Origin of the sequence: Microbulbifer yueqingensis, from assembly GCF_900100355.1 — a bacterium.
GTDB classification, from domain to species: Bacteria; Pseudomonadota; Gammaproteobacteria; order Pseudomonadales; family Cellvibrionaceae; genus Microbulbifer; species Microbulbifer yueqingensis.
Genome location: NZ_FNFH01000008.1, coordinates 108,059 through 129,576, shown reverse-complemented (window position 1 = coordinate 129,576; position 21,518 = coordinate 108,059). Strand labels below are relative to the sequence as shown.

General features: G+C 62.5%; 22 protein-coding genes. 19 read left to right on the top strand and 3 right to left on the bottom strand.

The genetic code is table 11. From position 1 onward, the window contains the following. The first annotated feature begins 105 nt into the window (after nt 1-105). The 4 genes from BLT26_RS16780 to BLT26_RS16535 all read left to right on the top strand — a co-directional run bounded on the left by BLT26_RS16780 (nt 106) and on the right by BLT26_RS16535 (nt 1,797). Nucleotides 106-318, top strand: coding sequence for an IS3 family transposase (locus tag BLT26_RS16780; protein ID WP_425435285.1), 213 nt, complete (start codon nt 106-108; stop codon nt 316-318). A 40-nt stretch (nt 319-358) separates the two neighbouring features. Continuing rightward, on the top strand, nt 359-748 hold the full coding sequence (locus BLT26_RS15555; protein ID WP_091516821.1) for a hypothetical protein: 390 nt from the start codon (nt 359-361) through the stop codon (nt 746-748). Nucleotides 749-833: 85 nt separating this feature from the next. Further along, a complete protein-coding gene (locus tag BLT26_RS15550) occupies nt 834-1,178 on the top strand; it encodes a hypothetical protein (RefSeq protein WP_091516817.1) in 345 nt (114 codons plus the stop codon). 451 nt (nt 1,179-1,629) lie between these two features. Continuing rightward, a complete protein-coding gene (locus BLT26_RS16535; protein WP_175453151.1) occupies nt 1,630-1,797 on the top strand; it encodes a hypothetical protein in 168 nt (55 codons plus the stop codon). 118 nt (nt 1,798-1,915) lie between these two features. On the opposite strand, the gene BLT26_RS15540 is transcribed toward BLT26_RS16535, so the two are convergent. Further along, on the bottom strand, nt 1,916-2,950 hold the full coding sequence (locus tag BLT26_RS15540; RefSeq protein WP_091516809.1) for an alpha/beta hydrolase: 1,035 nt from the start codon (nt 2,948-2,950) through the stop codon (nt 1,916-1,918). Between the two features lie 658 nt (nt 2,951-3,608). Here BLT26_RS15540 and BLT26_RS15535 point away from each other — a divergent pair. The 10 genes from BLT26_RS15535 to BLT26_RS15490 all read left to right on the top strand — a co-directional run bounded on the left by BLT26_RS15535 (nt 3,609) and on the right by BLT26_RS15490 (nt 13,943). Further along, a complete protein-coding gene (locus BLT26_RS15535; protein ID WP_091516806.1) occupies nt 3,609-4,385 on the top strand; it encodes a ferredoxin--NADP reductase in 777 nt (258 codons plus the stop codon). A gap of 25 nt (nt 4,386-4,410) precedes the next feature. Next, nucleotides 4,411-6,573, top strand: a complete 2,163-nt coding sequence (gene nosR / locus BLT26_RS15530) for a transcriptional regulator NosR (protein WP_217631469.1) — start codon at nt 4,411-4,413, stop codon at nt 6,571-6,573. A gap of 42 nt (nt 6,574-6,615) precedes the next feature. Further along, complete coding sequence (nosZ, locus tag BLT26_RS15525; RefSeq protein WP_091516799.1) at nt 6,616-8,517, top strand: TAT-dependent nitrous-oxide reductase; 1,902 nt, start codon at nt 6,616-6,618, stop codon at nt 8,515-8,517. Nucleotides 8,518-8,527: 10 nt separating this feature from the next. Further along, the gene (locus tag BLT26_RS15520) at nt 8,528-9,808 is read left to right on the top strand and encodes a nitrous oxide reductase family maturation protein NosD (protein WP_091516795.1); all 1,281 of its coding nucleotides are present in this window, start codon (nt 8,528-8,530) and stop codon (nt 9,806-9,808) included. A 3-nt stretch (nt 9,809-9,811) separates the two neighbouring features. Further along, nucleotides 9,812-10,723, top strand: a complete 912-nt coding sequence (locus tag BLT26_RS15515) for an ABC transporter ATP-binding protein (RefSeq protein ID WP_091516793.1) — start codon at nt 9,812-9,814, stop codon at nt 10,721-10,723. A gap of 1 nt (nt 10,724) precedes the next feature. Then, nucleotides 10,725-11,555 carry an ABC transporter permease gene (locus BLT26_RS15510; RefSeq protein ID WP_091516790.1) on the top strand — a complete coding sequence of 277 codons (831 nt, stop codon included), beginning with the start codon at nt 10,725-10,727 and terminating at the stop codon, nt 11,553-11,555. Nucleotides 11,556-11,557: 2 nt separating this feature from the next. Beyond that, nucleotides 11,558-12,160, top strand: a complete 603-nt coding sequence (locus tag BLT26_RS15505) for a nitrous oxide reductase accessory protein NosL (protein WP_217631468.1) — start codon at nt 11,558-11,560, stop codon at nt 12,158-12,160. A gap of 13 nt (nt 12,161-12,173) precedes the next feature. Continuing rightward, nucleotides 12,174-12,494 (top strand): c-type cytochrome, encoded by a 321-nt coding sequence (locus BLT26_RS15500; protein WP_281245487.1) that lies wholly within the window; start codon nt 12,174-12,176, stop codon nt 12,492-12,494. 160 nt (nt 12,495-12,654) lie between these two features. Beyond that, a complete protein-coding gene (locus tag BLT26_RS15495) occupies nt 12,655-13,608 on the top strand; it encodes a DnaJ C-terminal domain-containing protein (RefSeq protein ID WP_091516849.1) in 954 nt (317 codons plus the stop codon). A gap of 11 nt (nt 13,609-13,619) precedes the next feature. Next, nucleotides 13,620-13,943, top strand: coding sequence for a chaperone modulator CbpM (locus tag BLT26_RS15490; protein ID WP_091516782.1), 324 nt, complete (start codon nt 13,620-13,622; stop codon nt 13,941-13,943). Nucleotides 13,944-13,973: 30 nt separating this feature from the next. On the opposite strand, the gene BLT26_RS15485 is transcribed toward BLT26_RS15490, so the two are convergent. Continuing rightward, nucleotides 13,974-14,957 carry a calcium/sodium antiporter gene (locus BLT26_RS15485; RefSeq protein WP_091516779.1) on the bottom strand — a complete coding sequence of 328 codons (984 nt, stop codon included), beginning with the start codon at nt 14,955-14,957 and terminating at the stop codon, nt 13,974-13,976. Between the two features lie 220 nt (nt 14,958-15,177). On the opposite strand from BLT26_RS15485, the gene BLT26_RS15480 reads away from it, so the two are divergent. Together BLT26_RS15480 and BLT26_RS15475 are read left to right on the top strand one after the other, a co-directional pair. Next, a complete protein-coding gene (locus tag BLT26_RS15480; RefSeq protein ID WP_091516775.1) occupies nt 15,178-15,969 on the top strand; it encodes a tellurite resistance TerB family protein in 792 nt (263 codons plus the stop codon). 79 nt (nt 15,970-16,048) lie between these two features. After that, nucleotides 16,049-16,396 (top strand): hypothetical protein, encoded by a 348-nt coding sequence (locus BLT26_RS15475; protein ID WP_091516771.1) that lies wholly within the window; start codon nt 16,049-16,051, stop codon nt 16,394-16,396. A gap of 28 nt (nt 16,397-16,424) precedes the next feature. Here the strand turns inward: BLT26_RS15475 and BLT26_RS15470 are convergent, their stop codons facing one another. Then, on the bottom strand, nt 16,425-17,801 hold the full coding sequence (locus BLT26_RS15470; RefSeq protein ID WP_091516768.1) for a serine hydrolase domain-containing protein: 1,377 nt from the start codon (nt 17,799-17,801) through the stop codon (nt 16,425-16,427). Between the two features lie 436 nt (nt 17,802-18,237). On the opposite strand from BLT26_RS15470, the gene hppD reads away from it, so the two are divergent. From hppD to BLT26_RS15455, 3 genes are read left to right on the top strand one after another with little or no spacing between them, the layout of a single operon-like run. Then, nucleotides 18,238-19,326: a 4-hydroxyphenylpyruvate dioxygenase gene (hppD, locus tag BLT26_RS15465; protein WP_091516766.1), complete on the top strand. Its 1,089-nt coding sequence runs from the start codon at nt 18,238-18,240 to the stop codon at nt 19,324-19,326. Next, nucleotides 19,304-19,888 (top strand): VOC family protein, encoded by a 585-nt coding sequence (locus BLT26_RS15460; RefSeq protein WP_245720732.1) that lies wholly within the window; start codon nt 19,304-19,306, stop codon nt 19,886-19,888. Before hppD ends, BLT26_RS15460 begins: the two co-directional genes overlap by 23 nt. Next, entirely contained in the window at nt 19,885-20,892 is a 1,008-nt protein-coding gene (locus tag BLT26_RS15455) for a fumarylacetoacetate hydrolase family protein (RefSeq protein ID WP_091516759.1), read from the top strand. Before BLT26_RS15460 ends, BLT26_RS15455 begins: the two co-directional genes overlap by 4 nt. Nucleotides 20,893-21,518: the final 626 nt, after the last annotated feature.

The window sequence follows — 21,518 nt, the reverse complement described above, 5'->3', positions numbered from 1 at the left end:
CAGAGAAGGCTGGAGCCGGGGCTGGTCGTACACTCAGATAGGGGTGTGCAGTATCGTGCCCAAGGGTACCAAGACCTGCTCTTGGCGAACCACTGCCGTCCCAGCATGAGCCGCCAGGCCAATTGCTGGGATAATGCCGCAATGGAATCGTTTTTCAGCAGGCTCAAGGTAGAGCTGGTATACGCAGGAAACTTTGAGAGTATCAGCCAAGCGAAATCTGAGGTGTTTGAATACATCGAGGTTTTCTACAATAGGATCCGTAGGCAATCTGCGATTGGGTATGTAAGCCCGGCAGAGTATGAGCGCAGATGCGCGTAGTTAGAGTGTCTACTTTTTGTGGCTAAGACCAGCATAGAATATGAGTTTGATAAAAAAGCTGTTCACAGAAAAGTTCTACGTAAAGATCTCGCGAAATCGTTTTGAGATCATGAAGGTCTCAGGTGATCTTGCTGTTGAGGTTGTCTCACCAGCAGAACCGTTTAGCACATCTCGACTTTTGATAGGGGAGTTCCGGTTAGCTGAGCGGCATTTTTCCAGGAGCATAAAGAAAATTCTGCCAAAGCAATTTCTGAAGAAGAGCCCGGAAATACTGATGCATCCACTTGAGATGATCGAGGGCGGCTTGTCTGAGGTGGAAGAAAAAATCCTGCGGGAAATGGCTCTTGGTACTGGTGCTCACAAAGTAGAGATCTGGCTGGGGGCAGAGCTAACACCCCTGGAAGCGGCCAGAAAACTCGAAAATGCATAACAAGGCCGTTAAGTGTGTTCCGGGCCGATGGCCCTGCACCGGAGGCCCTTTGCGGGGCGCCCCTTATGGCAGGCAATAGGGCGCTATGAATCTATTGGCACGCCTCTTAAGAAGTGGAGCAAAGTTAAGGTTTAAGGCCTTGCGGCTTGCAACGATCAAGCATATCCCTACCGGGAAATTCAACACTCTGCTTGAGTCATTGATTCGTTCTGGCTGGAAAAGGACATACATCTACGACGGCATGGATGCCTGGATTGACTATGGACAGGTGAAGTTGAAAAAAGATGGAGTCAGGCTGAATTGCGAGTGGGATAACTGGAACGAAGGCAGCATTGAAGGCCCAGCGAGTGACATCCAAGAAATTGGCGAACGGTATGGCTTGAGGGTATCAGGTGAGTGGCGTTGGTCCGAATCTGATCCAAAGCCTTAACAATGCATTATAGTTCGTTCCGGCCTGAAGGGCCCTCCACCGGCCGGACTTTTCTCCGCGTCGTTGCGTAAAATCCGCCGCGCTAGCCCAACCTTCCTGGAGTCATTTTTCGGGAGGAAAGTCTACATTCGCCGGAAGATGATTGGTGCTTCAGTATTTGGAGTTTTCATCTCGTTGGCAATGTACTTAGATGTGGCCCGGAATGGAATGCTTGAGGCCAATGGCGCAAAGATAGGGGCTCCAATTGCACACGCCGTTGTCGCAGCCTTCTCGCTGATTACTATTTGCACGATCGCCGCCACCATCAAAGACTGGATAGAGGATCGATATCGATAACAAACGCTGGCGCAATCACGTGCCATTTGCGCTGGACGCGCAAAAAGTTTCCGGCCGGTGCCGCGGGCTTAAGTTTTTCAGTCAAATGACTGTATGAAATCACAGGGAGAGTGCATTGAGCTTTATAAAAAGATGGTTGCTGACGCTGTTATTTTTCTCTGCTGCAGTTGCATGCTATGTATTTGGGATTCCGGCAGGCGGTGCCATTTTCCTGATGCTGGGCATGGTTTTTGAGGGTATATTCTGGACACGGCTTTTCAAGCGAAAATCCCACAAGGTGTAGAGCTGCTCAAGGAAGGCACGATGCCAATCAAACTTAATCAAACCTGGCGGCATGCGCTGGCATTATGCGTCACCGCGCTGGACTTGTAACAACTTGCTGGCCTGTGCGGCGCGCCGGCTCAAGTAGAGCGAAGATGCTCCTTCAAAAACGCGATCATATCGTCCAACACGTCCGGCGCATCCTTGTCGAAACAGTTACCCAGATGTTCATTGCAACCCGAGTCGAGAAAAGCGTGGCGCTTGCCCCCATAGACCCGGAACTCAATGGGCTGGCCCGCCGCACGCATCCTGTCCACGAACGCCTGGATGGCTTCCGGTGGCGTGACGCGGTCCTCGCTGCCGACGTGGGCAAAGGTTGGCGGCAGCTTGCGCTCGGTTGCGGGCGGAACCAGGTAAATCGGTGACACGGCCCGGTAGAGCTCCGGGTTTCCGCGCGGCGTGATATCGCCGCCGAAGATACTGCGCGGTGCCGTGCCGGACCACTCCCAGAAACCATTGCTGCTCGTCTCGAAACCGTCGAGCGCCTCCCGGTAGAGGTCGAAGGCACCATAACTCACTACCGCCGCCCGTACCGCCAGCCCGTCCTCCTCCTGCACCTGTTCGGCAGTTTTGCCGTCGGGCAAATAGGTGGGCTTGAAGCCGGGTTTCTCCGCGGCGAACCCGGCAGTGCCCAGGTTCTGACCGGCCATCAGAACCATCGCGGCAAGATGGGCACCGGCGCTGTCACCGGTGACCGCCACGCGCCCGGGATCGCCGCCATAGTCTTCGATATGTGTCTTTACCCAGAGCAGGCCACCGAGGGCATCCTCGATGATTTCGTTCATGCGCGTGGTGTTGCCATTATCTCCCAGCAGACGGTAGTTCATGTTGGCCACCACAAATTCCCCCTCTTGCGCCAGGTAGCGGGCGGTGGAATTCATGATGCTGTTGTCATTCACCAGCCAGCCGCCGCCGTGGTAAATGACCACCACCGGATAGCTCGCGCGCGCCGTGGATGGCACATAGATATCCAGGGTCAGCGGTACTCCGCCGGGCTCGGCCCAGAGGATATCCTCGTGGACAGTGACTGCTGCAACCGCGGGGGCGCCGGGAGATGCAATTGCAGTCGCCCAGCCTGACAGCAGCAGGGCTGTGATCGAGAGAAGCCGCAGCATGAACGAGACCCCGTTGTAGAGTGAGGGAAAGCCGCTACTATAAAAATCCCCGGCCCGGCACACCAGCGCCCGGTGGCGACTGGGAACACCGCGCGACGGATTCAGCAGGACTCCGGAGCGTCATGGAATACAAAGACTTGGATGAGGCGGATGTCGAGGATCGCCTGAATCTCACCTGGCAAAGTCGAACCCGGTACGCGCTTGGGTTTACGTCGGCCGATGGGCCTCGTTAAAACGGCCTTCCAGCAATATAACCCTGTTATCCCGCCAAATCACAGCAGCTTGTGCTGCTGGAGCCTCTTCCCGGGCAGTGCTTTCCATCTCCTCTGGAGGTGTCTGCCAGGTGCCCGCCCCGTCACCCGGAGCCACTCCTCTCCCGCCCCGGAACTTTGACGCTTGAGCTGTTAGTTAAGGCCGCGCGAGGCGGATTTTTGCTTCGTGGGCTCCGGGCGGGCCGGTATGCGTCCAACGCCAGTGGGGTAACCCCTGAGGGCGGCAATGTATGTCCTGCGCCCCCGGTTTTACCCAGTTCAACTCGATGGAGTACCAACAAAGGGTAAGGGAAATGAACCGGAGGCGCCTTTAGGATGGGCTCAAAGGTACCAGGGGAGCGGCGACCAGGGCCTGGACCGTAAACAGAGACCGTTGATAGAAGTTTATGAGTAACTTAAATGTAGAGAAGGTGCTCGAGGTCCACCACTGGAACGACACCCTGTTCAGCTTCAAGACCAGCCGCGACCCGGCTTTCCGCTTCGAAAACGGCTATTTTACGATGATCGGCCTGCAGCAGGATAGCGGTCGCCCGCTGCTGCGCGCCTACTCCATTGCCAGCGCCAACTACGAGGATGAACTGGAGTTTTTCAGCATCAAGGTGCCAAATGGGCCCCTTACTTCGCAGCTACAGAAGATCCAGCCGGGCGACGAGATCTTCGTCAGCCGCAAGCCCACCGGTACCCTGGTGGCGGATAACCTGCTGCCTGGCAAGCGCCTGTGGCTGCTGTCCACCGGCACCGGCCTGGCGCCCTTCCTCAGCATCATCAGGGACCCCGATGTCTACGCGCGCTTCGACCAGGTGATACTCACCCACGGCGTACGTTATGTATCCGAGCTGGCCTACCAGGACTTCATTGAAAAGGAGTTGCCGGAGCACGAGTACTTCGGCGAAATGATCCGCAACCAACTGCTCTATTACCCCACCGTAACCCGCGAGCCCTACCGCAACAACGGCCGCCTGACCGACCTGATGCTGTCCGGCAAGATCTTCAGCGACCTGGACCTGCCCCAGCCCAGTGTGGAGGAGGATCGCTTCATGCTGTGCGGCAGTCCGGCGATGCTGAAGGACCTGACCAGGATCCTCGAGGACCGGGGCTTCCGCGAGACCCGCGCCGGCGTACCGCATGAGTACGTGATCGAGCGGGCGTTCGTCGAGAAATGATGCCCCGGGGCTGGAGACAGATGTGATGCGAAGAATAGAGGCAATGGCGGGGTTCCTGATCAGCTTGCTGTTGATCGGAATGTTGTTGATCGGTATGGCCCCGGCATTCGCGGCGCCCTTGGCCGAGCTGGAACCGGTGGCGCTGCGCCAGGTTATCGCCGGTGCCCTGCCGGCGGTGGAGGAGGTTCGCCCGCGGGAGGACAACCGCGCGATCCTGGAACTTCGCGGCGACGGCCAATTGCAGGGCTATGCCTACCAGTCCCTGGATTTCGTGCAGACCCCGGCCTATTCCGGCAAGCCGGTCAACGCGGCAGTGGTGCTGGACCCGCAGGCCCAGATACTGGCGGCGCGGGTGATCGAGCATCACGAGCCCATTCTGCTGGTCGGAATACCCGAGCAGCGCCTGCACGACTTCACCGATCAATACGCCGGGCTAAAGGCGGATCAACGGGTCGCCGTCGGCGGCAGCCATTCGTCGGAGCGGGTCGCAGTGGACGGAGTTTCCGGTGCGACAGTGACGGTCATGGTGGTCAACGAAGTCATCATGCGCACCGCCCACAAGGTGGGCGAGGCCCTCGGGCTGGTGGCCGGCGAAAGCAGCAAGAGGCCACCGCTAGCGCAGATTGATTTATCGGACCCGCAGCGAAAGGACTGGCAGGCACTGACCGGCGAAGGCTCCATCCGCCGCCTGATGCTGGAGCGGGAACAGGTCGACAAGGCCTTTGAGGGAACGGCGGCCGATCGCCGGGGCCTGTCCGGCGGCGACCGGCCACAGGACCCGGTCATCGACCTGTACACCGCTTACCTGAATGTCCCCACCATTGGCCGCAGCCTGCTGGGCGACGCCCAATACGACTGGCTGATGTCGGAGCTGCGCGAGGGCGAGCATGCCATTGCAGTGATGGCCAACGGGGACTACTCCTTCAAGGGCTCCGGCTATGTTCGCGGCGGCATTTTCGATCGGCTCCAGGTGCGCCAGTTCGGCGACACCTTCAACTTCCGCGATCTCGATTATTATCGCCTCAGTGATGTCTACGCCGAAGGCATGCCCGATTTTACGGAAATGGCGATTTTCATCATTCGCCAGCAGTACCGCTTTGATCCGGGTACCGAGTGGAGCCTGGAACTCACCATCAAGCGGCAAACCGGCCCGCTGGACAGCGAATTCCGGGTATTCCCCCTGAACTACCAGTTACCGGCCGACTATTTCACGCGGCCACAGCCGCAGTTGTCCGACGCCGAATGGCTGGCGGAGCAGCCCATGTGGGTTCAGGTCTGGTATCAGCGGCAATTCCAGGTGGTCGCGCTGGGCGGGGGCATCGCAGTACTGCTGTTCATTCTCTTCTTCCAGAACTGGCTGGTGCGCAAGCCGCGGTTGATGCGCAATATCCGGCACGCATTCCTGGTCTACACCCTGTTCCTTATCGGCTGGTACGCACTCGGGCAGTTGTCTATCGTCAATGTGCTGGCCTTTTTGCACAGCGTGTTCACCGGATTCAGCTGGGACCTGTTTTTGATCGACCCGGTGCTCTTCGTGCTGTGGACGGCAGTGGCGGCGATAGTGCTGCTGTGGGGACGCGCGGTCTACTGCGGCTGGCTGTGCCCGTTCGGCGCGCTGCAGGAGCTGGTGAACGAGATGGCGCGCAAACTGAAGGTGCCCCAATACAACCTGCCGTTTGCGGTGCACGAGCGGCTGTGGGCAATCAAATACCTGATTCTTCTCGGGCTCTTCGGGGTCTCGCTGGAGTCCGTGGCCACCGCCGAACAGCTGGCAGAGGTTGAGCCCTTCAAGACCGCGATCACCCTGCACTTCGACCGCAGCTGGCCCTTCGTCACCTATGCGCTGGCACTGGTGGCCGTCAACCTGTTCACCCGCAAGGTCTATTGCCGCTATCTCTGCCCGCTGGGCGCGGCGCTTGCCCTGCCCAGCCGCTTCAGGATTTTCGACTGGCTAAAGCGCCGCCGCGAATGCGGGAACCCCTGCCGGCTCTGTGAGAAGGAATGTGAAATCCAGGCCATTCACCCCGATGGCACCATCAACTTTACCGAGTGCCACTATTGCCTGGATTGCCAGATGACCTATTTCGATGACCATAAATGCCCGCCGCTGATCAACAAACGCCGCGGCCGCGGGCGGAATTCACCCAAAAAATCTCGACAACAGATTCCCGTGGTGGAGCTCGATTGAGCACCCGAACCAATCTCGAATATCAACAGCGGAGAAGACACAATGAGCAAGCGAAAAACTTCAAAAGAAAAGGGAACCGGGACTGATGTAAGCCGCCGCAATTTTCTGGGTGCGACCGCACTTGCCGGTGTGGCCGGCGCAACCGGTGTCGCCGGTCTGGGGTCGGCGGTAATGTCACGGGAAACCTGGGCGGCAGCTGCGAAGGAAGCACGCAACAAGGCCGCCGTTCATCCCGGTGAGCTGGACGAGTACTACGGTTTCTGGAGCGGCGGACACTCGGGCGAGGTCCGGGTCCTGGGCGTGCCGTCCATGCGCGAGCTGATGCGGATCCCTGTGTTTAACGTGGATTCCGCCACCGGCTGGGGCCTCACCAACGAGAGCAGGGATGTGCTGGGCCACGACAACGTCCATCTCAACGGCGACACGCACCATCCGCACATTTCCATGACCGATGGCCGTTACGACGGCAAATACCTGTTTATCAACGACAAGGCCAACACGCGCGTGGCGCGCATCCGCCTGGACATCATGAAGTGTGACAAGATCACGCATGTTCCCAACGTCCAGGCGGTGCACGGCCTGCGCCTGCAGAAGGTGCCGAAGACCAATTACGTCTTCTGCAATGGGGAGTTCGTGATCCCCCAGCCCAACGACGGCACCAACATGGAAAATATGGAAGACCATTACACCATGTTCAACGCCATCGATGCGGAAACCATGGAGGTGGCGTTCCAGGTCATCGTCGACGGTAACCTGGACAACACTGACGCCGACTATACAGGCAGGTACGCCGCCGCCACCTGCTACAACTCGGAAAAAGCGCTGGACCTGGCCGGTACCATGCGCAACGACCGTGACTGGGTGGTGGTCTTCAACATTCCACGCATCGAGGCCGCGGTGAAGGCCGGCAACTTCACAACCATCGGCAATTCCCGTGTGCCGGTGGTGGATGGCCGCCACGGCTCCAACCTGACCCGTTACATTCCGGTGCCAAAGAATCCCCATGGACTCAACACCTCGCCGGATGGCAAATACTTTATTGCCAACGGCAAGTTGTCGCCGACCGTGACCATCATTGAGATCGATAAGCTGGATGACCTGTTCGAGGGCAAGCTGGGCAAAGAGCGCGATGTGGTGGTGGCTGAGCCCGAACTGGGGCTGGGTCCGCTGCACACTACTTTCGATGGCCGCGGCAATGCCTACACCACGCTGTTTATCGACAGCCAGGTGGCCAAATGGAATATCGCGGATGCCATTCGCCATTACGGCGGTGAAAAGGTCAATTACATTCGCCAGAAGCTGGATGTCCATTACCAGCCCGGCCACAACCACGCCTCCCTGACCGAATCCCGGGATGCCGATGGCAAGTGGCTGGTGGTGCTGTCCAAATTCTCCAAGGACCGCTTCCTGCCCACGGGGCCGCTGCATGCAGAGAATGACCAGTTGATCGATATTTCCGGCGAGGAAATGAAACTGGTGCACGACGGCCCCACCTACGCGGAGCCGCACGACTGTATCCTGGTCCGCCGTGACCAGATCAAGACCCGGAAAATCTACGACCGCAACGATCCGTTCTTTGCCAGTGCACGGGAACAGGCCACAAAGGATGGCGTCACCCTGGAGACCGACAACAAGGTGGTCCGGGACGGCCAGAAGGTGCGGGTGTACATGACCTCGGTGGCACCGGCCTTCGGAATAACCGAGTTCAAGGTCAAGCAGGGAGATGAAGTCACGGTGTACGTCACCAACCTGGATACTGTCGAAGACGTAACCCACGGTTTCTGCATGGTCAACCACGGCGCCAGTATGGAGATCAGCCCGCAGCAGACCAGCTCGGTGACCTTCACCGCCGATAGGCCGGGGGTCTTCTGGTATTACTGCAACTGGTTCTGCCACGCCCTGCACATGGAAATGCGTGGCCGGATGATCGTGGAAAAGGCCTGACGGTTACGGTATGAAGAATTGGATCACTGGACCCGGTGGCTGCCGTTTCTGGGCCCTGGGCTGGCTCTGCGGCTGGAGCCTGATGGCGAGTGCCGGCGTACAGCCGCAGTTGGATGCACTCTCCCCGGGCGAGCAGTTGTTGCTGCCCGGGGGCGAGCTGCCGCCCATTCGCATCGAGGTGGCGAATGTGACCATCCAGTGTTCCAACAATACCGTGATCGACGGTGGGGGGCGGGGCCACGCCGTGGTCATCACCGCCCCCGATGTCACCTTGCGCGGCTGCATGGTCCGCAACTGGGGCGCGGACCTGAACCAGCTCGATGCGGGAATCTTCGTCGCCAGGTCTGCCAGCGGTGCCGCAATCGAGGACAACACCCTGACCGGGCCCGGCTTCGGCATCTGGCTGGACGCGGCCAGGAATGTCCGCGTGCGCAACAACCGCGTGCGCGGGGACGCCACGCTGCGGTCCCAGGATCGCGGCAACGGTATTCACCTGTTTAATACGCAGGGGGCGCTGATCGAGGGCAATCGCATTCAGCAGACCCGCGATGCGATCTATATCGAAACGGCAAACCACAATCGAATTATTGGCAATGTCATGAGCGACCTGCGCTATGGCATTCACTACATGTATTCCCACAGCAATCACCTGGAGGGAAACATCACCCGCAACACCCGCACCGGCTATGCGCTGATGCAGAGTAAGCGGCTGACGGTGATCGACAACCACTCCGAGGGCGATCGCAACTACGGCATCCTGATGAACTTCATCACCCAGTCCGAGATTCGCGGCAACGTCATAACCGGCGTCCGCCAGGGCCAGAGTGCCGGGGTGGACATCCAGGGGGCCGAGGGCAAGGCGGTGTTCATTTACAACTCCCTGTACAACACCTTCAGCGGCAATGTGTTTCGCGACAGTGATATCGGCATCCACCTGACCGCGGGATCGGAAGACAACCAGGTATTTGGCAACGGTTTTATCGATAACCGGCGCCAGGTGAAGTACGTCGCCACCCGGCCGCAAGAGTGGTCGGACGCCGGCCGCGGGAACTTCTGGAGCGATTACCTCGGCTGGGACCGGGACCAGGATGGGGTCGGGGACGTGGCCTATGAACCGAACGACCAGGTCGACCGGCTGCTGTGGACTTACCCGCAGGCCCGGGTGCTGATGAACAGCCCCGCTGTCGATACCCTGCGCTGGGTGCAGCGCGCCTTCCCGGTGGTGAAGCCGGCGGGAGTCGCCGACAAGCATCCTTTGATGCGGCTGCCAGCGGCGCTGCAGGAGAAGTAAAGAATGAATTGTTTTGAGCTGGAACACATCGACTACGGCTACGACCGCCAGCCGGTGCTGCGGGACATCAGCCTCGCACTGGGCGCCGGGCGCATTCTCGGCCTGTTCGGGCACAACGGTGCCGGCAAGACCACCACCATCAAACTGATCCTCGGCCTGATGGCGCCGGACCGGGGTCGGCTGGCCGTCCTCGGTGGGCAGCCGGGGGCACCGGACGTGGCCCGGCGCATCGGTTACCTGCCGGAGAATGTGATGTTCTATCCGCAGCTCACCGGGCGCGAGACCCTGGCCCATTTCGCCCGCCTGAAGGACGCGCCCCGCCGCCAGGTGCCCGAGCTGCTGGAACAGGTCGGTCTGGCCGAGGCGTCCGGGCGCCGGGTCAGGACCTACTCCAAGGGCATGAAGCAGCGGCTGGGGCTGGCCCAGGCGCTGCTGGGAAGCCCGGAGCTGCTGATGCTGGATGAACCGACGACGGGACTGGACCCGGTCGCCACCGCCGATCTCTACCGGCTGCTGCGCCGGCTGCGGGACAGCGGCACCGGCATCGTACTCTGCTCCCACGTCTTGCCGGGTGTGGAGCCCTATATCGACGAGGCGGCCATTCTTGCCGGGGGACGCCTGGTGGCCAGGGGAAACCTGGCCTCCCTGCGCCGGCAGGCCGGCCTGCCGGTTCGCCTGAAGGCGCAGGCCCCGGGTGCCGACGAGCTGCTGCAGCGCCTGAACGGCAATGTACCTCGGCTGGATACCGTGACCCGGGACAGCAATACCATCGAGCTGGACGTCCGCCCCGGGGACAAGATGACGGCCATCCGGTCGTTGATGAACAGCGCTGAGCTCGATGACCTGCAGATCCAGCAGCCCACGCTGGAGGATCTTTACTGCCATTTCACCGGCGTCGCCGGCGGAGGGTGCTGAAATGTCGAGTATCTGGAGCATTGCCCGCAAGGAGCTGAGTGACAGCCTGCGCAACCGCTGGTTGCTCGCCATCAGCCTGGTGTTCGCCACCCTGGCCATGGGCATCGCCTGGTTCGGTGCCGCCGCCTCCGGCAGCATCGGCTATGGCAATACACCGGCCACCATCGCCAGCCTGGCCAGCCTGGGCATTTTCCTGATTCCGCTGATTGCCCTGCTGCTGGCGTACGACGCCATTGTCGGTGAGGACGAGGGCGGGACCCTGCTGTTGCTCCTGACCTATCCCCTGACCCGGGGGCAACTCCTGCTGGGGAAATTCCTCGGCCACGGCCTGACCCTGGCACTGGCCACCGCGCTTGGCTTTGGGCTGGCGGGGCTGGCCATCGCACTGCTGGTGGACGGCGTTGCGGTGGCACCGCTGCTGGAGGCGCTGCTGCGCTTTATCCTGTCGTCGGTGCTGCTGGGCTGGGGCTTTGTTGCCCTGGCGTACCTGGCGAGTGTGCGGGTCAGTGAAAAGCCGGTAGCGGCTGGTATTGCGCTGGGAGTGTGGTTCCTGTTCGTGCTGGTGTTCGACCTGGTGTTGCTGGGGATCCTGGTGGCCAGCAAGGGAGCATTCAATCCCGACCTGCTGCCCTGGCTGCTGCTGCTGAATCCCACCGATATCTACCGCCTGCTCAATATTGTCGCGTTCAGCGATGGTGGCGAGCTCACCGGTGTGCTGAGCCTGGGAGCGGATCTGCCGTTCGGGCCCTGGGGGCTGTGGCTGGCGTTGGCGGTCTGGACAGTGGTGCCGTTTACCGCTGCCTGGGCACTATTCCTGAAACGGAGGTTATAACCATGCCCGGTACGATGAAACTGGCCGCGATCTATCTCGGCGTTGCGGCATTGTTGTCGATGGCCGCCGGATGTTCCGAGCCTTCGGTGGAAACGGCCGCGGTCGCACCGCCGGTGCATTTCCAGTCTGCAGACGAGTGCCACGTGTGCGGCATGGCCATCCAGCCCTTTCCCGGCCCGAAGGGGCAGGCGATAGGAGAACAGGGACGCCAGGTACGGAAGTTCTGTTCTACCCGGGATCTCCTTACCTGGCTGCTCCAGCCGGAAAACATTCACCGCAACCTCACTGTGTACGTGCACGACATGGCGCGGACGGACTGGCAAGACCCGGCGGATACAGCCCTGGTTGATGCTCGCGAGGCCTTTTACGTAACCGGTTCCAGCCGCCGCGGGGCCATGGGGCCAACCGTGGCCTCCTTCGCCTCAAGGCATGCGGCGCAACATTTTGCGATGGAGTTCGGCGGCTCTGTGCTCGAATACGGCCAGGTTAAGCTGGCGCACCTGCACGGGGATATTGCGGCGCCCGGCGAGGCACGCGACCAGGCGGAACCTGTCTCCATGGAGGCGACATCGCCCCATGGCCATAAACACAACCAACCCGAGTGAAAGAGGAAGCACTGTGAAAAAGCAACTGTTGGCCATTGGCCTGACAATAGGCGTGTTGGGCGCCGTACCGCTCCAGGCACAGGATGGTGAGGCCCTGTTCAAGAGCAAGCCCTGTGTGGCCTGTCACCAGGTTGACGGCAAGATGGTGGGCCCGGCGCTGAAGGAGATAGGAGCCAAATACGCTGGCCAGGAAGGCGCGGTGGAAATGCTGGCCACCAGCATCAAAAACGGGGTCAGCGGCAAGTGGGGCCCTATGGCAATGCCGCCGAATCCCGTGACCGAGGAGGAGGCGCGCCTCCTGGCGGAATGGGTGCTTAGCCTGAACGAGAAGTAGTTCCCCGCCGCAGGGGGCTCCCCGCCACCCGGTCGGCTTTCGGCCGGGAAGCGCGGGAGCGCAACCACATCCGGCCCGTGGCGCACGGCTGGCACAGGCTTTGTAAAGTATGTCCGGCGCCGGCATGGCAAGGGCGGAAAAATTCAGCTTTATTAGAGCCATGGAATACAGGGACTACTACCAGATTCTCGGCCTGGAGCGGGATGCCAGCCAGGCCGAGATCAAGCGCGCCTACCGCAAGCTGGCGCGCAAATACCACCCGGATATCAGCAAGGAGGCCGGCGCCGAGGATCGCTTCAAGGAAGTGGGCGAGGCCTACGAGGTGTTGAAGGATCCGGAGAAGCGCGCCGCTTACGACCAGCTGGGCAGCGGCTACCAGGCCGGCCAGGACTTCCGCCCGCCGCCCAACTGGGACGAAGGCTTCGAGTTCCATGGCGGTGGCTATACCGGCGCCGACTCGGAGGCGTTCAGCGACTTCTTCGAGAGCCTGTTCGGCCGCGGCGGTTTCCACGGTTTTGGTGGCGGGGCGCGCCAGCGCCAGTACCACGCCCAGGGCGAGAACACCTATGCCCGGATCGCCATCGACCTGGAAGACAGCTACCACGGCGGCACCCGCCAGATTTCCCTCAAGCATTCCGAACTGGGGCCCGACGGCCGGCCGCAGCTCAAGGAGCGCAAGCTCAACGTGAAGATCCCCAGGGGCGTCACCGAGGGCCAGCAGATCCGCCTGGCCGGCCAGGGCGAGCCCGGTTTCGGCGAGGGCAAGCCCGGCGACCTGTACCTGGAGATCAGCTTCAATCCCCACCCCCTCTATTCGGTCGAGGGCAAGACGGTGTACCTGAACCTGCCGGTGGCGCCCTGGGAGGCGGCGCTGGGGGCGAAGGTGAAAGTGCCCACCCCCGAGGGCGAGATCCACCTGACCATTCCCGCCAATAGCAGGAGCGGCGCCAGGCTGCGCCTGAAGGGACGCGGCATCCCCGCCAAGGAGCCCGGCGACATGTACGTGGTGCTGCAGGTCACGGCACCGCCGGCGGAGAGCGAGGCGCAGAAAGAGGCCTACCGCACATTCAGCGAGGCATTCAGTTTCGACCCCCGCAGCGGGCTGGGCAGCTAGAGGAGACGGCCATGCAATCTGACAAGCGTAGGGAAGTGGTGGCCGCCATCCTCGACGAACACAGTGAGCTGACCCTGGGCGAGCTCTGCCGGGCCTGCGGCATTCCCGCGGAAGAGGTACTGGCGCTGGTGGAGGAGGGCGTAATCGAGCCGCGCGGTCGCGGGCGGGCGCGCTGGCGCTTCAGTGGCATCTGCGTGCGCCGCGTGCGGCGGGTCTACAGCCTGGAGCGCGACCTGGGCGTGAACCTGGCCGGCGCCGCCCTGGCGATCGAGCTGCTGGAAGAGATCGAGCGACTGCAGGCGCGGCTGGCGCGCCTGGAGCGGGGCGAGGAATAACCCTGGGAAGAAGCCCGGGCGGGCCCGCCGTCAGGAAGTCGCGGCGCGGGTGATGGTCAGCGCCAGGTAGCTGTTGTAGACCACGTAGGCCAGCAGCAGCACGGTGCCCTCCAGCCGGTTGATACGGCCCTGGCCGCGAAACCCGTAGCCGAACACGAACAGGGCAACGGTCAGGCCCACCACCATCGGCCAGTCCCGGGTCAACATCTCCGGTGGCACGTTCGACATGGGCGCGATAACGCCGGCGATGCCCACCACCGCCAGCAGGTTGAACATATTCGAGCCCACCACGTTGCCGATGGCGATATCGTGCTCGCCCTTGCGCGCCGCCACCACCGTGGCCGCCAGCTCCGGCAGCGAGGTGCCCAGCGCCACGATGGTCAGGCCGATAATCAGGTCGCTGACCCCCAGCGACTGGGCGATGGTCACCGCACCCCACACCAGCATGCGCGAGCTGACGATCAGCAGCACCAGGCCCGCCACCACCCAGAAGATGGCGCGCCCCAGCGGCATGGTGTGTACTTCCAGCTCGCTCGCCATCTCGCCTTCCAGCACGTCGCCCTTGCCGCGCATTGCGGAGAAGATCGACCAGCCGATCAATCCGAAGAAGCCCGCGAGCAGCACCAGCGCCTCCCAGCGCGCCAGCGCGTTATTCCACAGGAAGGCCCCGGTCAGGCAGCTGATGGCCAGCAGCAGCGGCAGCTCCTTGCGCACGATCTTGGAGTGCACCGTCAGCGGGATCACCATTGCCGTCACACCCAGGATCAGGCCGGTGTTGGCGATATTGGAACCGTAGGCGTTGCCCAGCGCCAGTCCCGGGCTGCCGTCCAGCGCCGCGATGGCCGACACCACCATTTCCGGCGCCGAGGTGCCAAAACCCACGATCACCATGCCGATCAGCAGCGGTGGCATGCCGGCGTGCTGGGCGGTGGCCGCCGCACCGTCCACGAAGCGGTCGGCGCTCCAGACCAGCAGGGCGAAACCGGCAATGATGGCGACGGCGGCAAGAATCATGGGGTGTCCTTTTCAATGCATTCAGGGTAGGGCAGATCCGCGCAGGCAGCCCGCCAGCGGGAGCCGATTGTACCGACTCGGTGGAAATCCAAAAGGGAAAATCAGCGCCGGCCCGGCGGTCACTGCCTGCGGCGGCAGTAAATCCGGGGGCTGGGGCGGAAGACCCGTCAGTGCTGGGCTACGCTAAACCCATAGACGCTTGGTCTACATTGGGTCCGGAATGCGCAAAAAGTTACTGCTGGGCGCTTTGCTGGGTGCCGGCACCTCGATGCTCCACCGTCGCCTGCGGGGGCGGTCGCTGGAAGAGCCCGGCGACAGTGCCCTGCAGCCCGACCTGGGCCGGGTGCCCCCGCCGGTGCCCGGACGGGCAGGCACCCACGACGCGGCGCCGGCCGAAGCCTTCGCCCAAGCCGGCGAGGCGGCCGGTACCGGCCAGCGGGGCACCGCGATGCTGGTGGACACGGCGCAGCGGGTGATGCGCCAGGTGGAACGGGACAGCGGCTGCCGCAGCGACCCCAATGACATTCTCGGGGAGGTTTTCAGCCGGCGCCGCGGCAAGTTCACCCCCGGCGGCGCAGGCGGGCCAGGCGGCAACCGCGGTGGCTGGGCCAGCCCCGGCAAGCACATGTTCGCCTTTGCCGAGAGCGACGGCGGCGGCCGGGGCGAGCAGCAGGCCGACGTGCTGCTGCAGGCGATGGTGGCCGCGGCACAGGCCGATGGCCCGCTGGCCGAAGAAGAGCGACAGAATATTACCGGCACGCTCGCGGGCGAGCTGGAAGACGACGAGCTCGAAGAATTCCGGCGGCTGCTGGCGCAGCCGGTGGATATGGATGGCGTAGTGGCAAGGGTCAATGACCCCGGCACCGCGCTGAACATTTACCTGGTCACGGCGATGACCATCGACGAGAACAATCCGCGGGAGAAAGCCCACCTGGACACACTGGCGGCGGTACTCGGCCTGTCCGAGACGGCCACCGATGCGGTCGGGCAACAGCTGGGCGGGGCAACCTGAGCAGCCGGGCCGATTCCGTGCGATTTAAATTCCCGTGCTGTAAGGGCCGGGGCCATTCCCAAAACCTGAGGGAGTCATTATGGAACTGCTGAAATTCACCACCAAACTGCTGATGATCGGCTGCCTGCTGGCGGTATTCACGGGATGTGAGAGCGAACGCGAGGAGCGCAAGGAAGAGCGCATGGAAAACGGCCAGATGGAGAACGGCGGCGGCATGCAGGAAGGCGGCGGTACCACCACGCCGGACGGCCAGCAGCCCGGCATGGAAGGCACCGACATGATGGGCTGTTGCCAGAAGGCCGACAACACTTGCTCCGCGCCGGTTTCCGAGCAGCAGTGCACCGGCATGGGTGGCCAGTTCAACCAGGGCGCCGACTGCGGCACCGACGGTATGTGCGCCCAGGGCGGGATGCAGCCGCAACAGTAGTCGCGCAGCCTCCGCTGACCCGGTTCCTTCAGGCGCCATCCGGTCGGGCTGGCAGCGCCGCCAGTATGCTGGCGAAGTTGCTGCCGGTCGGATAGGCGCCGGAAGACCACCCCAGCCGCACCACCACGGTGTTGGTGGACGGCGACACCATGACTACCTGCTTGCGGTTGCCGCGCATGAAGTAGGCATCTGCCGGCAACTCCGGGTAGCGCAGGGTGTCACCGCCGCCATTCAGCCAGAACTGGTAGCCATAACGGGGATCGTTGGCACTGCTGTTGGGGCTGGTGGCACGCGCCACCCAGTCCGGTTCCAGCAGCCGGCGGCCGTCCAGCTCGCCGCCGCCCAGCATCAGCTGTCCCAGCCGCGCCCAGTCGCGACCGGAGGCGTAGATGTAGGAACTGCCTACGAAGATGCCGCTGGGATCGGGTTCGAATACCGTGTGGGCCATGCCCAGCGGTCGCAGAAGCTCGTCCCGGAAAAAGTCCACACTCGCCTGCACATCGCCGCCGAGGCGCTGGTGTACCCAGCGCGCGATCAGGTTGGTGGTACCGGACGAGTAAGAGAAGTGACTGCCCGGCTCCCGCGCCGCGGGGCTCGCCAGGGCAACACCCGAAGCACTGTGGGCGCCGAACAGCATCCGCGTGGAATCGCTGCCCGGCGCGTAGGTCTCGTCGAATCCCAGCCCGGAGGACATCTGCAGCAGGTCCTCCAGCCCGATGCGTGCGCGCGCGTCACTCTCCCACTCGGGGAATACCGGTCCCTCCAGGCTGCCCGCCAGTCCCAGTGCTTCCAGCCGGCCCTGCAGGATCGCGGTCAGGCTCTTGCCCATGGACCACCCGAGTAGCGGTGTCTGCGCATCGATCCCCGGCCCGTAGGCCTCGGCCACGAGCCTGCCATCCTGCACTACCACCAACGCGCGGGTCTGCCGGCCGGCGGCGTTGTCCCGCGCCAGCACTTCCTCTACCTGCTGCTGCAGCCTGGCGTCGATAGTGGAGACGGTGTTGCCGCGGGGCCACTCCTCATCACGGGTCGCCAGCGGTGCCAGCTCCACCCGGTCCAGCGCACCGGTATCGCCGATATCCAGCGTGCAGCCCAGGCCCTCGCGGTAGGTGGCGCTGGCGCGCGCCATGCCCAGCAGTGCGGCGGAGACGCTGCGCTCGCCGTATTCCAGCTCCAGCAGGCGGTTGACCGGCGAGTAGGAAGCCAGGTCGTCGACGATGCGCTCGTGCCCGAAGCCAGAGATAAAGTGGCCCGAGCAGGCCAGCTTGGCGCCCATGGCGGTGGCCACGCCCCCGGCGTCGTCGAGGCGGGTGACGGAAAAGCCCAGCAGCCGCGGGGCCAGCAGTACCAGCACCAGGGCCAGGGCGGTGACGCCGCCCAGCAGGGCGATCAGGGTCTTCTTCATGGTTACGGGATCCGGTGGCCGGCCCGGTATGGCCGGGCCCTGTTGTTCTTGTCGGCCCCGATTGTAACGGTGCGGCGCCGGCCGCGCTGGTTTGTTCGGGCCACGCCACCCGTTACCACTGGCCGGCTTCCCGGCACGCTAGAACTGCCTCAGGAGCCTGTCGCCAGGCAGTCGATCGGGCGGCCCGTCGCACCGGCGGGAGATAAACCGCAATATGCAGCCTGTTTCGCTGCAAAAGCGGAGATCGATGCAGATCGCGTCAGTTTCACGGTCTGGTGACTGCATGGCGGCCACTGTCCACACATTTGGCTGGCGTCTCTTGACTTTAGTTACACGTGCAACTAACTTCGTTGCACCTGAAACTACCCTCACTGCCGCCACAACCGCATGGCTGCGCAGATATAGAGAGATGTAAGAGAGATAACGGAGGACCACCATGGCCGATTTGTTTGAAAACCCGATGGGCCTCGACGGCTTTGAGTTCGTCGAATTCACCGCGCCGGAGAAAGGCATCCTGGAAACCGTCTTCACGGCCATGGGCTTCTCCAAGGTCGCCCGCCACCGCTCCAAAGACGTGGAACTGTGGCGCCAGGGTGATATCAACTTCATCACCAACTACGAGCCGGGCAGCCACGCCGACTACTACGCCCGCGAGCACGGCCCGTCTGCCTGCGGCCTGGCCTTCCGCGTGAAGGACGCCAGGTTCGCCTACGAAGAGGCCATCAAGAAGGGCGCCCAGCCGGTGGAAGTGGAAACCGGCCCGATGGAACTGCGCCTGCCGGCCATCAAGGGTATCGGCGGTGCCACCCTGTACCTGATCGACCGCTACAAGGAAGGCGAGTCCATCTACGACATCGACTTCGAGTGGATCGAGGGCGTCGACAAGCATCCGGAAGGCTGTGGCTTCCACACCCTGGACCACCTGACCCACAACGTGTACCGCGGCCGCATGGAGTACTGGGCCAAGTACTACGAAGACCTGTTCAACTTCCGCGAGATCCGCTACTTCGACATCAAGGGCGAGTACACCGGCCTGCTGTCCAAGGCGATGACCGCGCCCGACGGCAAGATCCGCATCCCGCTGAATGAAGAGGCGGCCGGTGGCGGCGGCCAGATCGAAGAGTTCCTGATGAAGTACAACGGCGAGGGCATCCAGCACATCGCCTTTGCCTGTGACGACCTGATCGCCTGCTGGGACCGCCTGAAAGAGCAGGGCATGGAATTCATGACCCCGCCTCCCGAGACCTACTACGAGATGCTGGAAGAGCGCCTGCCGGGCCACGGCGAGCCCACCGACGAGCTGAAGGCCCGCGGTCTGCTGCTGGACGGCACCACCGAGGGCGGCCAGCCGCGCCTGCTGCTGCAGATCTTCTCCGCCAACATGCTGGGCCCGGTGTTCTTCGAGTTCATCCAGCGCAAGGAAGACGAAGGCTTTGGCGAGGGCAACTTCAAGGCACTGTTCGAATCCATCGAGCGCGACCAGCTGAAGCGCGGCGTGATCGGTGACAAGGCAAAAGAAGGCTGATCCCATGGGCATCAAGCGTATTCACCACGTGGCCTACCGCTGCCGCGATGCCAAGGAGACCGTGGAATTCTACCGCGATCTCCTGGGCATGGACTTCCAGCTGGCCATCGCCGAGAACAAGGTTCCCTCCACCGGGGAACCCGACCCGTACATGCACATCTTCATGGATGCGGGGCAGGGCAACGTGCTGGCGTTCTTCGAGCTGCCCAACTCCCCGGACATGGGCCGCGACCAGAACACCCCCCAGTGGGTGCAGCACATCGCGCTGGAAGTGGAGAGCATGGACGAGCTGATGGCTATGAAGCAGAAGCTGGAAGATGCGGGCATCGACGTGCTCGGCCCCACCAACCACACCATCTTCAAGTCCATTTACTTCTTCGACCCGAACGGGCACCGTATCGAGCTCGCCGCGAACACCGCCGAGCCGGGCATGCACGAGGAGCTCAAGCGGGTGGCCGAAGACATGCTCGAGGAGTGGTCCCGCACCAAGAAAGCGCCCCGCCACGCCGCGTGGATGCACGGCGAAGGGGAATTCAATCCGAACAAGAAGGAGGCACAGTGAAGTTAGCCAGCCTTAAATCCGGCCGCGACGGCAAGTTGGTCGTGGTCTCCGAAGACCTGTCCCGCATGGCGCCGGCCGGTGACATCGCACCGACCCTGCAGAGCGCGCTGGACAACTGGGACCAGGTTTCCGGCAAGCTGGAAAAACTGCACGCGCAGCTGGAAAACGGCGAGATCGAGGGCGAAGCCTTCGACCAGGCCCAGTGCCACTCACCGCTGCCGCGCGCCTACCACTGGGCCGACGGCAGCGCCTACGTCAACCACGTAGAGCTGGTGCGCAAGGCCCGCGGTGCCGAAATGCCCGAGAGCTTCTGGACCGACCCGCTGATGTACCAGGGCGGTTCCGACACCTTCCTGGCCCCGCGTGAGCCGGTGAAGATGCCGCAGAGCGAGGGCTTCGGTATCGACTTCGAGGCCGAGATCGCCGTCATCACCGACGACGTGCCCATGGGGGTGAGCCCCGAGGACGCACTCAAGCACATCAAGCTGGTGATGCTGGTGAACGACGTCTCCCTGCGCGGCCTGATCCCGAACGAACTGGGCAAGGGCTTCGGCTTCTACCAGTCCAAGCCGTCCAGCGCCTTCTCGCCGGTGTGCGTCACCCCCGACCAGCTGGGCGACAACTGGAAAGAGGGCAAGGTACACCTGCCGCTGGTGTCCGAGCTGAACGGCGACAAGTTCGGTGAGCCCAACGCCGGCGTGGACATGACCTTCCACTTCGGCCAGCTCATTGCCCACGCCGCCAAGACCCGCCCGCTGGGCGCCGGCACCATCATCGGTTCCGGCACCGTGTCCAACAAACTGGACGGCGGCCCCGGCAAGCCGGTGAAAGACGGCGGCGTCGGCTACAGCTGCATCGCCGAGATCCGCATGATCGAGACCATCCAGGACGGCAAGCCGACCACCTCGTTCATGGACTTCGGTGACAGGATCGCCATCGAGATGTTCGACGGCAACGGCAAGTCCATCTTCGGCCGTATCGAGCAGACCGTAGAGAAGGCCTGACCGACACTGCTAGCGCAGTGAAAAAATAAAAAGCCCGGTGCCGCACTGCGACACCGGGCTTTTTTGTATTTAACCAGCCGCGCAAAAAACTGGCACGCCTTACCAGTGTTACCCCCAACCCAGAAAAAACCTCCGTCGTCATTCCGCTCGCCCGGCGCAGCCTAGCCCCATAGCTCGGATACAAACCTCCGTCGTCATCCCGCTGGGCCGGCACACCGGCGAAGGCCGGGATCCAGCTATGCGGAGTCGGGAATTGCAGAGGGCACCGAATTAGTAAGTATCTCTGCGGCTCGCGTTCCGTCGAGGCTCAATGTGCGCTTCGGATATTGCTGAGTCACGGCAGGTCCCCGGGGTCCTGGCTCCCGGCGTGAGCTTCGTTGCTCTGACGAGTCGCCGGAATGCCGGCCCAGCGGGATGACGACAGAGGATTCTGTGTTTTAACTCCGGACCGGGCAAAGCCAAAACTTTATCCCCAGCCGCGATTATCCTCTGGATAACTCAGCCGTTTGTACCAACACTGATACGTTCACCACCGCCCGCCGCGGCGCAATAATCCACATGCCGGCCCGGCACTCCCATCTCTTGTGGACGAGCCTCCATAACCTGTTGTTTTTTCAAACGTTTTT